Raw genomic sequence first — 13780 nt, forward strand, 5'->3', positions numbered from 1 at the left:
TTTCCCCCGTCGCGAAGGATCTCCGCTCATGACGTTCACGCTCGTCGCACCGCAGCACCTGGAAACACCCGCCACCGCGACCCTCATCGACTCCGCCGTACGGGCCGTGCGCGGTGCCCGACGCCGGAAGCGGCTGGGGAACATCCCGGCGCACGTCATCATGACGGCGCTCGCGATCATCTCGGTATTCCCGATCTACTGGATGTTCGTGACGGCGTTCCGCCCGGCCGACGAGATGCTGTCAACGAACCCGTTCCCGGGCCCGTTCAGCCTGGAAAACTTTCAGTACGTCTGGGATACGATCCCCATCCTCGGAATGCTGGGGAACACGTTTGGAATGGCGCTCGTGCTCGCGGTCGGGCAACTGCTCGTGGCGATCCTCGCCGCCTACGGCTTCGCGCGGTGGAGCTTCCGCGGGCAGAAAATTCTTTTCCTGCTCTTCGTAGGTTCCTGGCTCGTCCCGTTCCAGGTGACAATGATTCCGAACTACGTTCTCATCTCGAAGATGGGCTTGCTCAATACGATTCTTGGCGTGATGGTGCCGCAGCTCGCCACGGCGTTCGCGGTGATGCTGCTTCGTCAACACCTCGAATCGTTTCCGAAGGAACTCCTCGACGCGGCCGACATGGACGGGCGAGGCCCGTGGCGGACGCTGTGGGAGGTGGTGGTGCCCAATCTTCGGCCTGCGCTCGCCGCGCTCGGCATCATGCTCTTCATCAACGCGTGGAACGAGTACCTGTGGCCGTCGCTGATCATGCAACAGTCCACTGACCTCATCCAGGTCGGCATTCGAGGGTTCATGGGGGCCGAGGGCAATAACTGGGGCGCGATCATGGCAGCAAGCGCGCTCGCCTGCCTCCCGATCTTCGGAATCTATATCTTCCTGCAGCGCTATGTGGTGGATGCGTTCGTCCGTTCCGGACTGAAGTAGCGCCCGCGCTCGCGGGTGGGGGCGGTGAGGCGGGCTTCCGGCTGACCTGACTTCCGGCTGACCTGGCTGCTGACTGCTGGCATTTTGACGCGCCGGGGCGGGCCATGTCTGGGTCTGGGCCGGGTCTGGGATGAGCGAGGCGCACTCGTGGGCCCGCGGGCATTCAGAACGGGTGTGCGGCGTTCGGGGTTTCGGCCGGTGGTGTCGGCCGTTCGTTTCGGGGCCGGGGTGGTGCCGGGTCGGTGCTGAATCTGACTCGGCTGGGTGGTCGGTCGATCGTGACGCGGCCGGTGGGGCTCACCCATTTCAGGGTCCCGCCCGGGAGCTGGCTGAGTTTCCAGTCACTGTGGTGCTTCAGGGTGTGGTGGGCCCGGCACAGCAGTGCGAGGTTTGCGGTCGTGGTAGGTCCGCCGTCGCTGGCGGCGATGGTGTGGTCGATGTCGCAGCGGTGCGCTGGGGCTCTGCAGGCGGGGGCGCGGCAGTGGAGGTCTCTCGCGGTGATGCGGCGCTGCATTTCCGGGGTGGGGGTGTATCTGTTGACGGCGAGGACGTCTCCGTCGGGGTTTGTGAACACGCCTTCCCATACGGGGGTGGCGTGGGCGACGCGGGCGGCTTCTGACGCGGGGATGGGTCCGTTGCCGACGAGTTCCGCGACCGGGGCTGGGCGCGGGGTTATGGGGTTGGTCGTTGCGCGTGTGGTGGGGCGTCGGCCGAGGTCCGCGAAGGGGCGTGCTGGGTCGAGCTGCCTGCCGGGATCGGGTGGCGGTGGTGGTTCCGGGGCGGTGTCACTCGTGTCGCCAGTGCGACCCTCGAGCACGCTCACCGGGACAATGACCTGCACCTTCGCGTGGATTTCTGGGCCCGCGGCGGGAACATCGTCGGTGGTGCCGGTGAGGAGGAGATCGCGGAGGACATCGGCGCGGACTGCGTCCCGGGAACGGTGCGGGAGGGCGGTGCCATCTGACGGGTCCGTGGTTGGGGCAGCACCATCAACGGGGCCGGTGCCCCCGGTGTTTGCCGTGTCCCCGGTGCCCGCCGTGCCCAGTGCGCCCCCGAACGCGTTGATGTCTCCGGCGGCGCCTCCATCACCTGCAGCACCGTGGTCACCGGGAACACCGACAGCGCTTCCCTGTGCGGCTGTTTCCGTGGCGGCGTCCGCGGTGCGGGTGGCGGCTTCTTCCTGGATGGTGGCCCGCGCGATGCGTGTCACCCGGTCATAGATCGCGTGTGCTTCGACAGCGGGGAGGAACGCGACAAGTTCCGCCATCCCCGCATCCAGGTCCCGCACCCGCACACAGCGGCGCGTGCTGGCTTCTTGGTGTCGTTCCTCGAGGGTGTGCTCCGCATACCGGGCGGCGAGAGCCCGTGCGATGGGGCGGAGCCTCGTGGGGGTTTCCTGGCGGGCGTGCACGAGCACTTCCGCCTCGTACACGCCGCGACGTGCCGCGTCTGCGGGGAGGTCCCCGGTAACAAAGACTGTGCCGGCGTCGGTGATGACGCGGGCGTGGTCCAAACTAATCCGCCCAGCCTGAACCTCACGCAGTGTGGGGGTGTAGTGAGAAGTGAGAGAAGACGCAAGATCCAGGAGCCGCTCAACAGCGGTTTCACTCCGGGAGAGGGCCGCGGCAAGTTCTAAGCGCAGGGCCCGGTACCCAAGTTCCTGGCCCGCCCCGGGTGAGGTGCTGACGACCGCGTCGAGGGCGTCAGCAAGGACAGTGACGCGTTCCGCATCGAGTGCCCGTTGGTGCGTCTCGATCGTTTCGAGTCGGCTCACCGCGTGTGCGACGCGGTGGCGCTGCGCGGGGGTGAACTCTCCATTGGCGGGCATGGGGGGAGTTCACCATGGACCACTGACATTCAGGCCCCGACAACAGGGGGTTTCAGGGGGGAATAATTCTGAGATGAAGGAACCCCTGGTGGTCAGGGTGAAAAGTTTTTGGAGAAAGTTTCCGCCCCCAAATCCCGAGGCTTGCGGCCCTGGGGCAGGCCCGGGCAAATGGACATCGGCACCCGTTCACCAACGCGCAGGAGATTCACGACTACGCAGGAGATTTCGGCCCGGATCCGGCACCAGGGACGAGAATCTCCTGCGGAAATGTGCGCGGCGCTAGTCCTCGACGATAATCGTGGTCTGCTCGACACGCGCCTTTCGCATGCCGATCGCACCCCAGATCAGTGATCCGCCGAACACAAGCATCGCGATGCCCGCGCAGAACGCGACAATCCCCAGCGCGGTTGCCGGCCAGATGAGCGCGAAGATGCCGCCGAGGATGGCGAGCACTCCCGGTACGATCAACCAGCCGCTGCGCGCCCCGCCCGCCCGCGCACTGAACGCGATCCACACCACACCGATCAGGATCATGGTCGCCCCCACGAACACCACGAGCGCCTGCACAGTGAACTCGGCAAACACGATTGCCAGCAGTCCAGCCACGAGGAACAGGGCCCCCACGACGCGCGAGGCCGCCGCAGGCCCCGGACGGACGAGCATTGCCAGCCCGTTTGCCATCAGAGCAATGCCAAAGATCACGGCCAGGATGTTGCTCGCCGTGACAAACGGCCAGACCACGAGGCCGACTCCGGCCAGCAGCACCACGATTCCGACGGTGAGCACGGCCGCCCACGGGGCACGACGGGGTTCGGCTCTGATAATCCTGATATCCGGCTCGTTCATGGCCACTCCTTCACCTGTGCGTGAGTGCCAGTATCCCACGCTCAGGCCGCCCGATGCCGCCCAATGGGGATGATCAGCGGTGTGCGCGAGACCGGATCCTGGATGACCTGGCAGTCGAGATCGAAGACATCGCGGACGAGCTCGGGACGGAGCACGTCCGCGGGGGTCCCGGCACCTCGAATACGGCCATCACGAACAGCGACGAGCTGGTCAGCGTAGCGTGCGGCGAGATTCAGATCGTGGAGCACGAGCACGACTGTCGTCCCGCGCTCCCGATTCACGGTGCGCACAAGGTCGAGGACCTCCAGCTGATGTGTGACGTCGAGATATGTTGTCGGCTCATCGAGCAACAGCACCTCGGGCTCCTGCGCCAACGCCATGGCGATCCACACACGTTGGCGTTGGCCTCCCGAAAGCTCATCGACGGGGCGATTCGCGAGATCTGCAGTCCCGGTCGCGGTCAATGCTTCAGCGACGACCGCAGTGTCCCGGGCGCTCCACCGCGCAAATCCGCCCTGGTGCGGGTGCCGGCCTCGCCCCACAAGGTCCGCGACAGTGATCCCCTCGGGTGCCGACGGGCTCTGGGGAAGCAGCCCGAGCACGCGGGCAAGCTCCTTCGTGGGTGTGGCATCGACGGCGCGACCGTCGAGCAGCACCGCCCCCGAATGTGGCTTGATCAGTCGCGCACAGCTGCGCAGCAGTGTGGATTTACCACAGCCGTTGGGCCCAACGATTGCGGTGACACGCCCAGGTGCAAAGTCGAAATCCAGGCCGGCAATAATGTGACGATCACCGTAGGCGATGCCCAGGTCTCGGGTGGACAGTTGTCGCTGGGGCGTCATGAGCGGGCCCCTTTCCGATTGAGTTGGATCAGGAGGAGGATCAGGATCGGAGCACCGAGCACGCCGGTGACGATCCCGACCGGCGTGCGTCCGCCAAACAGGTACTGGCCCGCAAAGTCCGCAGCGAGCACCAGGAGCGCTCCGGTCAGTCCAGCAGGGAGCAGGAGGGAGGTGCCCGGGCCAGCCAAGCGCGCCGCGATCGGACCGGCCATGAACGCAACGAACATGATCGGCCCGCAGGCCGCAGTGGCGAATGCGAGAAGCACAACCGCGGCAACGATGAGCCCGATCCGACTGCGGGTCACGGTGACCCCCAGGGCCTGCGCTGTCGCCTCTCCCACACGCAAGAGTTCAAGCTCCCGCGTGCGGCTCAGCAGGACTGGCACGGCAACGAGGCACGCGATTGCGAGCGGCAGCACGCTCTCCCAGCTCGCACCACCCAGACTCCCTGTGAGCCACTGCATGGCGCGCTGGATGTCCCACTCCACGGCGCGCGCCAGCATGTATGAGGTGACGCTTTGCAGGATCGCGGCCGTGCCGATCCCGATCAGGATGAAGCGCATGCCCGTGAACCCGCCACGCTGCGACAGCAGAAAGATCGCGAGCGCCGTTGCGAGCGCGCCGGTAAGCGCAAGCGCCGAGCTGAACGTCTCGTTCAGCCCCAGCACGATAATGCCGAACACGGCTGCTGCGCCCGCTCCCGCCGCAATGCCGAGGATGTCTGGCGAAGCGAGAGGATTGCCGAGCAGCGTTTGGAACGTGGTGCCAGCGATCCCGAGCGCGAAGCCCGCAAGCACGCCGAGGGTGGCCCGAGGCAAGCGGAGCTCCCCGACCGTGAACACCGCGCCGCCCTGAGCCTGCCCAGTTACAACACCCCAAACCTGATCAAGTCCGTACACCGTGCGCCCCAGCGTCACGCTCGCCACAAATGCGAGGAGCAACGCAACAATCAGGATCGCGATGACAATCCCGCGCCGCCGTGCCCGCTGCCGCCGTCCAGCGACAACCAGCTCGGTCGCGGACGCCTGCGAATCCGGTACGCGCGCGCTCACAGCGATCCCACCCGGGTACGCCGCACGATCCAGATGAGGAACGGCGCGCCGATGAGCGCGGTGACAACTCCCACTTCCACGTCTGCAGGGCGGGTAATGAGTCGGCCGGTCACATCCGCCGCCACGAGCAACAGGGCTCCGCCGAGCGCGGACAGAGGCAGTAGCCACCGGTGGTCAGGCCCGAACAGCGCACGGCACACGTGCGGCACCAAAAGCCCCACAAATCCGATCGGACCCGCGACTGCAGTCGCCGCACCGCAGAGCACGACGGCGGCGATCCCCGCGAATGTACGGGTCCGCATGACCGACTCCCCCAGCCCCGTGGCGACGTCGTCGCCGAGCGCAAGCGCATTCATCCCCCGGGCAAGCAGGGCGCACAGCACCGCACCCACGAGGAGCCCGGGAAGGAGCACCCCAATGCTTTCCCAGCTCGCCCCACCCACACTTCCGACCCGCCAAAACTGGAAGGTGCGCAGCAGGTCGACACGGGGCAGCATGATCGCGTTCGTGAGCGACACGAACGCGGCACCGCACGCGGCACCCGCGAGCGCTAAGGCAAACGGGCTCCGGCTGCTCGCAGATACACCGCGCTGGCCGAGCCCGCCGATGACGTACACGGCCACCGCGGCGACTGCTGCTCCCGCGATGGCGAGGGCCATCAGCGCAAACGGGCGGTGCAGTCCAAAGAAGCTCAGTCCCATCACTACCGCGAGCGCCGCTCCTGTGGAGACGCCCAGGATTCCGGGCTCCGCCAACGGGTTGCGCGTGATCGCCTGCATGGTGGCACCGGAGAGCGCGAGGGCTGCCCCGACAAGCACTGCCAACACCGTACGCGGGACCCGCTTCACGACCGCTGCGGAGTCAACAGTGCTGGCGTCTCCACGCAGCCCCGCCAAGACCTCATCGATGCCCACGATGCGCGCGCCGAGCGCAATCGAGCACACGCAGAGCAGCGCGAGCACCGCGCATCCCAGGAGCAGCCAGGCGAGCGGGTGCCGCCGAGCCGCCGCCGTCACTCTGCAGCCGCGGCGAGCACGCCGAAGTACTCGTCGATTCCCCAACCAATCGACAGCGGCGAGGGATTCGCGGACGCTGCCAGTGGCGTGGAGTCTTCGAGGATTGCGATCCGACCCTCCGCGATCGCGGGGATCTGGGCGAGGAGCGGATCGGCCTGGAGCTGCGCAGCAAGCTCCCCGTCCGGATCACCGTACGTCACGAACACGTCCACGTCTGCGAATCGGTCGGCGACGTCCGAGCTCAGTTCGAGGTAGAACTCCTCCGTGCGTGCGCTCTCAGTCTCGACAACCTCAGGCTGCGGCAAGCCGAGCCCTGCGAGGAATCCAGGGCGCGTGTCGTGCACTGTGTAGAAACCGATCTTCGACAGATCTGAGGGGTTCATGAACGCGAAGAGGATCTTTTGATCCGCGAGTGTCGGGTGCGCCGCGAGTGATGCGTCGACGGTGTCTTCAAGTTCTGCAACGAGCTGCTCGCCCTCGGCTTCGAGACCCAGTGCGGTGGCGTCGAGCCGGATCATGTCGGACACCGAGGTACCCCAGGGTGTCTCAGGGTACGCAACCACAGGGGCGATCTTCGAGAGTGTGTCGTAGTCTTCTTCACTGAGACCGGAATACGCCGCGAGGATCACGTCGGGGTTTGTGTCCGCGACAGCCTCGAAATCGATGCCGTCAGTTTCGTCGAAGAGCACCGGAGTCTCGGCATCGAGCTCAGTCAGGCGACCCTCGACCCACGGCAGGACACCATCGATCCCGCCGTCATCTCCCCAGGTTGCCTTACTCATCCCGACCGGCACGATTCCGAGCGCGAGGGGCACCTCGTGGTTGGCCCAGGCAACCGACGCTACGCGCTCCGGTGCTTCCGGGATCGTGGTTGTGCCAAATGCGTGCTCGATTGTCACGGGGAACTCGGCGCTCCGTGGGACGCTCTGCGCGCCGCCCGCGTCCTCTTCCGGACCGCCTGTCGCCGAGCACGCGGCCAGCGGAAGAGTGCAGAGGGCAATGGCTGCGGCGGAAGCGAGCAGGCGAGAAACGCGCACGAGAGTCCTTTCAGGGCGACCGATCCGGTCAAGCATGGGTCGCGCGAACGTCTCGCGCGCCACATCACATGATGGTAAGGCCAACCTTAGTTGTCAAGTACGCTCCGCAATGATCGGGCAGATTCTCACTCAGGCGACGCCTCAGCCCCGCCTGCCGGCGCGGGAATCTCGGCGATCGCGCCACCGGCCTGCGGGTGGAAGCGAGCCAGTCCCACCACACCGATCACGGCAACCACTCCGGAGAGGGCGTACGCGACCACGGCCCACGCGGGCGCTCCCGCCGCCTCGTGCAGCACCACGATCCCGATCAACACGGCCACAATGGGGTCGATCACAGTGAGGCCGGCGACCACAAGGTCGGGCGGCCCCGACGAGTAAGCGTTCTGCACGAACACCATACCGAGCAGCGCTCCGACAAGGAGGGCTGCCACACAGACCCAAGTGAGCCACTCGAACTCGCCCTGCTGCAGCCGCCCGATCACTGCCTTCGCAAAGGTCGCAACGAAGCCGTACAGCACGCCGGCACCCACAATGTACATGAGCGCGAAACCGCGATGCCGGAAGGCGAGAAACAGCGCAAAGGCGATCACAAGAACGATTCCGTAGGTCACGAGAATCGTCATGAGCTTCGCATCCGTGACCGGCTGATCACGGGCGGTAAAGGCGGCGATCGTCACGAACGCGACAATCCCGAGCACCGCGAGTCCCAGGGACGCCCGCACCCGTTTTCCCAGGTGCACGCCACTCATTCGGGAATTCAAGATCGAGGTGATGATCAGTCCGGCAACACCAATGGGCTGGACGATGATCAGCGGGGACAACGCCAGCGAGCCGATCTGAAACAGCACCGCCAGACCCAAGAGCACCGTACCCACGACCCAGGAAGGTCGGGTCAGGAGGCTCCTGATGTGGGCCCAGGAGAGTCCGGACCCGGCGCTCTCCCCCACAATTCGCTCGACCTTGTTCAGGCCGCGAGACTGGTACTGCGCGCCAAAGGCGAGCAAGCCAGCCCCGATGAGGGCTAGCGGAATGCCCAGGAACTGTTTCGGATCGAGCTCGCTGACGTGTTCGATCATGCCCGCGGGGATTCCCCGGCCGCGGCGGGGATGCCACCGCGCATGATCTCGACGAGGCGAGCCGCTGCAAGCGGCACCTCGTCGTTCACGATGACCTCGTCGAACTCTTCCGCGGCCGCGAGCTCGATCTTTGCGGTCTCGAGACGGCGTGCGCGTTCTTCGGAATCTTCGGTGCCGCGGCCGACAAGCCGGTTCACGAGTTCATCCCAGCTCGGCGGTGCAAGAAACACGAGGCAAGCCTCGGGCATGCTCGCCCGCACCTGCCGCGCACCCTGCAGGTCGATCTCCAGCAGCATCAGTTCACCGGCCTCGGCCGCAGCGAGCACGGGGCCGCGTGGCGTCCCATAACGGTACTTGTTATGCACCGTCGCCCACTCCAGCAGCTCGCCAGCGGCAAGCATTCGGTCAAAGCCCTCGTCGGAGACGAAGAAGTAGTGCTCGCCCTCGACTTCACCGGGCCGCGGCGCACGCGTCGTTGCCGACACTGACAGCCGCACCTCGGGATAGTGCTCCCGAATGTACGCCGCCACCGTGCCCTTACCCACCGCTGTGGGACCGGCCAGCACCGTAAGCGGCGGGCGACCCGCGCGGAGCTCCGCGCCCGTGCGCGCGCGCACGAAACGTTCGAGACGCTCGCGCTGCAGCACCCCCAAGCCTCCGAGCCGCTTTCGCTCGGAGATATCGAGCTGCTCACGCACTCGTTCCGCTTTCACCACGCCGATCGCGGGGAAAGAAAGGAGGAAGTCGGTGATCCGCAGCGTTGCCGCGGGGGTCCCGTCCTCATCCGCCTGCGCCAGGACACGCAGTGGCGATACCTCACCACTGCGCAGCCGACGCTTCAGATCCGCGCGCGCCTGACGCGCCGCAATCGCGGCCCGGTTTGCCGCCACACGATCCACCGTGGGCATGTCACGTGCCGCGCGGTTCTCTGGACTACTCATCTGGTCTCCACTCGTCATTTCTCCCACCAGTGTGCCCCTCCTAACAGGGTGTCACACCGTGAGCGCCGTCGCCACGGCTTCGGCCCGATCGCGCACCCGCGCGTCGAGCCCCTGTGCGCCTCCGCTGAGGACGCTGCGTGATTCGTTGGCGAGCAGCGCCCACCCGAGACCACCGAAAATCGCCCCCGCATCTTCGATTCGGGCGCCCTGGGCACCAAAGCCGGGTGCGAGCACCGGCAAGGCCGGGCGAGCGGGGGGCGCGGACACGTCGATCCCGAAGTCCGCGAGCCGCAGCGTCGCCCCGAGGACCACACCGACCGAATTCACGTGATCATCGGCGGGGTTCCCGGCGGCCAGCGCGTCCTGCACCATCGCCTGCGCGATCGTGCGGCCGTCCGCGCGCACAGCTTGCTGCACGTCACGGGCTTCGGGGTTCGAGGTTGCAGCAAGCACAAACAGCCCCTTTCCGTGGTCCTGCACGTAGCCAAAGGCGCCGGCAAGACTCCCGAAGCCCTGGTACGCGGTGACAGTCATGGCGTCGGCTTCGAGCGGCGAGCCGGGCCGCAGCCACGCGTCTGCGTACGCCGCGAAGCTCGTGCCAATATCGCCACGCTTCACATCGGCGACCACAAGGACCCCGGCCTCTCGCGCATCCGCGAAGATGCGCTCAAGCGCCACGAACCCAGCGGAACCGAACCGCTCGAAAAATGCGATCTGCGGCTTCACGCAGGCCGCTACGCCGGCGGCGGCCGCGATCACATCGCGGCCCATCCGCTCGGCCCCGGCCGCATCGTCGGGGAGCCCCCAATCGGCGAGCAACGGCGCGTGGGGGTCAATCCCCACGCACAGGTGCCGCTTCGCGGCGAGTTCCGAGGCGAGCCGGGTGCCGAACGGAATCGCGCTCATCAGGCAGTCGCCCCCGCAGCAGCGGCGCGCGCGGCCACGCGATCCGCCTCATACTCCTGGAGCGACTTGACGTCGAAGCCGAGTTTCTGAGCCGAAATCGCGCCCACGGCGGCGGAGAGCTCCGACACGGTCGTGAAGATCGGCTTGTCCGCAGCAACCGAAGCGGCACGGATTTCATAGCCGTCAGCCCGCGCCGAGCTGCCCGAGGGGGTGTTCACGATCATGTCAATCTCACCGCGGTTGATGAGGTCGACGATCGTGTCGCCTTCAGCCTGGAGCGAGTGCTTGCGCACAACCTCCGACTCGATGCCGTTGCGCCCGAGCACAACCTGGGTCCCCTGAGTCGCGAGCAACCGGTAGCCGAGCTCCTGCAGCCGCAGGGCGGGAAGCACCACGGAGCGCTTATCGCGATCCGCGACCGAGAGGAAGACCGTGCCAGCGACCGGAAGCTCGCTGCCGGCGGCCGACTGGCTCTTCGCGAACGCGGTCGGGAAGTCACGGTCCATGCCCATGACCTCACCTGTGGAACGCATCTCCGGGCCGAGGAGCGAGTCGACGACGAGGCCCTCATACGTGCGGAAGCGCTTGAACGGCAGTACGGCTTCCTTCACCGCGATCGGTGCGTCGATCGGAGCACGGGATCCGTCGCGCTCGGGCAGCAGACCGGCGGTGATCAGCTCGGCGATGCTCTCGCCAGCCATCACTCGGGAGGCAGCCTTCGCGAGAGGGATGCCGAGCGCCTTCGAGACGAATGGCACCGTACGCGATGCGCGCGGGTTCGCCTCGAGCACGTAGAGCACGCCCTGACCGATCGCAAACTGCACGTTCAACAGGCCGCGCACGCCCAGGCCCGCAGCAATGCCAAGCGTCGCCTCGCGGACCGCACTGATCTGATCGTGTCCGAGGGTGATCGGGGGCAGGGTGCAGCTCGAGTCACCCGAGTGCACACCGGCCTCCTCGATGTGCTCCATGACGCCGCCCACGTACAGCTGCTCGCCGTCGTAGATCGCGTCAACGTCAATCTCAATCGCGTCGTCAAGGAACCTGTCGACAAGCAGGGGGTGCCCCGGACCCACGAGCGCGTGGCCCGCGATCCGCTCGAAGTAGCCGTGCATGGACTCCGTGTCGTACACGATTTCCATACCGCGGCCGCCCAGCACAAACGACGGGCGCACGAGCACAGGGTAGCCGATCTCCTCGGCGATTCGGATCGCGCCATCCTTGTCGATGGCGGTGCCGTTACGCGGCGCCACGAGGCCCGCGCGCTCCAGAATTCCGGCGAACGCGCCACGCTCCTCGGCGAGGTCAATCGCCTCGGGCGTGGTGCCCAGGATCGGGATACCCGCGTCCTTCAGCGGCTGGGCGAGGCCCAGGGCGGTCTGCCCACCAAGCTGCACAACCACGCCGACGAGCGTGCCCGAGGCCTGCTCCGCGTGGATCACTTCGAGCACGTCCTCAAGCGTCAACGGCTCGAAGTACAGACGATCCGAAGTGTCATAGTCCGTCGAGACAGTCTCTGGGTTGCAGTTGATCATGATCGTCTCGTACCCGGCCTCAGACAGCGCGAAGGAGGCGTGCACGCAGGAGTAGTCGAACTCGACGCCCTGTCCGATGCGGTTCGGGCCGGAGCCCAGGATGACAACCTTCTTGCGGTCGGACGGCGTGACCTCGGTCTCCTCGTCGTATGAGGAGTAGTGGTACGGGGTCAGCGCGGGGAACTCACCGGCGCAGGTGTCCACGGTCTTGAACACGGGGCGGAGGCCCAGGCCATGACGCAGGCCCCGGATTTCCGACTCGGACAGGCCACGAATCGCGGCGATCTGCGCGTCCGAGAAGCCGTGATCCTTCGCCTCACGCAGCACCTCGATGGTGAGCTGCGGGGCGGCGGCAACCTGCTCAGCCACTTCGTTGATCAGGACGATCTGGTCGAGGAACCAGGGATCGATCGCGGTGGACGCGAAGACCTGCTCAATCGAGGCACCGAGGCGCAGCGCCTGCTGCACATCCACGATGCGGCCGTCGGTGGGACGCTTGATCGTCTCAAGGATCTCCGCCACCGAGCGGGTCTCCTCGCCCCAGTGGAACGAGGTGTCCCGCTTCTCAAGCGAACGCAGTGACTTCTGCAGCGCGGTGGTGAAGTTTCGGCCGATCGCCATCGCCTCACCCACCGACTTCATCGTTGTCGTCAGCGTGTCGTCCGCGGCCGGGAACTTCTCGAACGCGAAGCGGGGCGTCTTCACCACGATGTAGTCGATCGCGGGCTCGAACGAGGCCGGCGTCTTCATCGTGATGTCGTTCGGGATCTCATCGAGCGTGTAGCCAATGGCAAGCTTCGCCGCGATCTTCGCAATCGGGAAACCTGTGGCCTTCGACGCGAGCGCCGATGACCGGGAGACGCGGGGGTTCATCTCGATGACGATCACGCGGCCGTCCACCGGGTCGATCGCGAACTGGATGTTGCAGCCGCCCGTGTCGACACCCACGCGACGGATGATGTCGATCGAGATGTCGCGGAGGTTCTGGTACTCACGATCGGTGAGCGTCAGTGCCGGTGCCACAGTGATCGAGTCGCCCGTGTGCACGCCCACAGCGTCAACGTTCTCGATCGAGCAGACGACAACCGCGTTGTCCTTGGTGTCGCGCATGAGCTCGAGCTCGTACTCCTTCCAACCCAGGATGGACTCCTCAAGGAGCACCTCGGTGGTGGGGCTGTAGTGCAGACCGTCAGTGACGATCCGGACAAGCTCCTCTTCGGTGTAGGCGAAGCCGGAACCCAGGCCACCCATCGTGTAGGAGGGGCGGACCACGAGCGGGTAGCCGAGATCCTTCGCGAACTCCTTCGCGTCGTCCACGGTTGTGGCGATGTAGGACTTCGCAACGCCCGCACCCGCAGCAATGGCGATGTCCTTGAACAGCTGACGATCCTCACCCTTCTGGATCGCGTCGACCTTCGCACCGATGAGCTCGACGTTGTACTTGTCGAGAATCCCCTGCTCGTGCAGCGCCATCGCGGCGTTGAGGGCCGTCTGACCGCCGAGCGTCGGCAGGATCGCGTCGGGCTTCTCCTTCGCGATGATCGTTTCGATGACCTCGGGCGTGATGGGCTCCACGTAAGTCGCGTCGGCGAAGTCCGGGTCCGTCATGATCGTGGCCGGGTTCGAGTTGATCAGGATGACGCGTACGCCCTCCTCGCGGAGCACGCGGCACGCCTGGGTTCCGGAGTAATCGAACTCACAGGCCTGACCGATCACGATCGGGCCGGATCCGATGACAAGAACAGAATTGATGTCTGAACGCTTGGGCAT

At 66.2% G+C, this 13780-nt stretch carries 11 protein-coding genes; 1 reads left to right on the forward strand and 10 read right to left on the reverse strand.

All coding sequences use genetic code 11. The features are described 5' to 3' along the window. Positions 1 to 28: 28 nt before the first annotated feature. Complete coding sequence (locus FM113_RS14535; RefSeq protein WP_087015546.1) at positions 29 to 931, forward strand: carbohydrate ABC transporter permease; 903 nt, start codon at positions 29 to 31, stop codon at positions 929 to 931. A gap of 163 nt (positions 932 to 1094) precedes the next feature. Here FM113_RS14535 and FM113_RS18575 read toward each other — a convergent pair whose 3' ends face one another. From FM113_RS18575 to carB, 10 genes are all read right to left on the reverse strand, one after another. Further along, a complete protein-coding gene (locus FM113_RS18575) occupies positions 1095 to 2759 on the reverse strand; it encodes an HNH endonuclease signature motif containing protein (RefSeq protein ID WP_087015547.1) in 1665 nt (554 codons plus the stop codon). A gap of 279 nt (positions 2760 to 3038) precedes the next feature. Then, positions 3039 to 3605, reverse strand: coding sequence for an HdeD family acid-resistance protein (locus tag FM113_RS14545; protein WP_087015548.1), 567 nt, complete (start codon positions 3603 to 3605; stop codon positions 3039 to 3041). Positions 3606 to 3646: 41 nt separating this feature from the next. Further along, positions 3647 to 4447, reverse strand: a complete 801-nt coding sequence (locus FM113_RS14550) for an ABC transporter ATP-binding protein (RefSeq protein ID WP_087015549.1) — start codon at positions 4445 to 4447, stop codon at positions 3647 to 3649. Next, on the reverse strand, positions 4444 to 5499 hold the full coding sequence (locus tag FM113_RS14555) for an iron chelate uptake ABC transporter family permease subunit (RefSeq protein WP_087015550.1): 1056 nt from the start codon (positions 5497 to 5499) through the stop codon (positions 4444 to 4446). The genes FM113_RS14550 and FM113_RS14555 overlap by 4 nt, the downstream gene beginning before the upstream one ends. Then, positions 5496 to 6515, reverse strand: a complete 1020-nt coding sequence (locus tag FM113_RS14560) for an iron ABC transporter permease (protein WP_087015551.1) — start codon at positions 6513 to 6515, stop codon at positions 5496 to 5498. The genes FM113_RS14555 and FM113_RS14560 overlap by 4 nt, the downstream gene beginning before the upstream one ends. Then, on the reverse strand, positions 6512 to 7552 hold the full coding sequence (locus FM113_RS14565) for an iron-siderophore ABC transporter substrate-binding protein (protein ID WP_087015552.1): 1041 nt from the start codon (positions 7550 to 7552) through the stop codon (positions 6512 to 6514). The genes FM113_RS14560 and FM113_RS14565 overlap by 4 nt, the downstream gene beginning before the upstream one ends. A gap of 125 nt (positions 7553 to 7677) precedes the next feature. After that, positions 7678 to 8628, reverse strand: coding sequence for a multidrug DMT transporter permease (locus FM113_RS14570; RefSeq protein ID WP_087015553.1), 951 nt, complete (start codon positions 8626 to 8628; stop codon positions 7678 to 7680). Next, complete coding sequence (gmk, locus tag FM113_RS14575) at positions 8625 to 9569, reverse strand: guanylate kinase (RefSeq protein WP_087015628.1); 945 nt, start codon at positions 9567 to 9569, stop codon at positions 8625 to 8627. The genes FM113_RS14570 and gmk overlap by 4 nt, the downstream gene beginning before the upstream one ends. Positions 9570 to 9620: 51 nt before the next feature. After that, complete coding sequence (pyrF, locus tag FM113_RS14580; protein ID WP_087015554.1) at positions 9621 to 10475, reverse strand: orotidine-5'-phosphate decarboxylase; 855 nt, start codon at positions 10473 to 10475, stop codon at positions 9621 to 9623. After that, the gene (gene carB / locus FM113_RS14585) at positions 10475 to 13780 is read right to left on the reverse strand and encodes a carbamoyl-phosphate synthase large subunit (RefSeq protein ID WP_087015555.1); all 3306 of its coding nucleotides are present in this window, start codon (positions 13778 to 13780) and stop codon (positions 10475 to 10477) included. Before carB ends, pyrF begins: the two co-directional genes overlap by 1 nt.

It is taken from the genome of Leucobacter sp. 7(1), assembly GCF_900163635.1.
GTDB lineage: Bacteria > Actinomycetota > Actinomycetes > Actinomycetales > Microbacteriaceae > Leucobacter.

Coding starts and splice junctions, on each gene's coding strand:
- FM113_RS14550 (WP_087015549.1), bottom strand. CDS start 4,447: ATGACGCCCCAGCGACAACTGTCCACCCGAGACCTGGGCATCGCCTAC.
- carB (WP_087015555.1), bottom strand. CDS start 13,780: ATGCCCAAGCGTTCAGACATCAATTCTGTTCTTGTCATCGGATCCGGC.
- FM113_RS14545 (WP_087015548.1), bottom strand. CDS start 3,605: ATGAACGAGCCGGATATCAGGATTATCAGAGCCGAACCCCGTCGTGCC.
- FM113_RS18575 (WP_087015547.1), bottom strand. CDS start 2,759: ATGCCCGCCAATGGAGAGTTCACCCCCGCGCAGCGCCACCGCGTCGCA.
- FM113_RS14535 (WP_087015546.1), top strand. CDS start 29: ATGACGTTCACGCTCGTCGCACCGCAGCACCTGGAAACACCCGCCACC.
- FM113_RS14570 (WP_087015553.1), bottom strand. CDS start 8,628: ATGATCGAACACGTCAGCGAGCTCGATCCGAAACAGTTCCTGGGCATT.
- gmk (WP_087015628.1), bottom strand. CDS start 9,569: ATGAGTAGTCCAGAGAACCGCGCGGCACGTGACATGCCCACGGTGGAT.
- pyrF (WP_087015554.1), bottom strand. CDS start 10,475: ATGAGCGCGATTCCGTTCGGCACCCGGCTCGCCTCGGAACTCGCCGCG.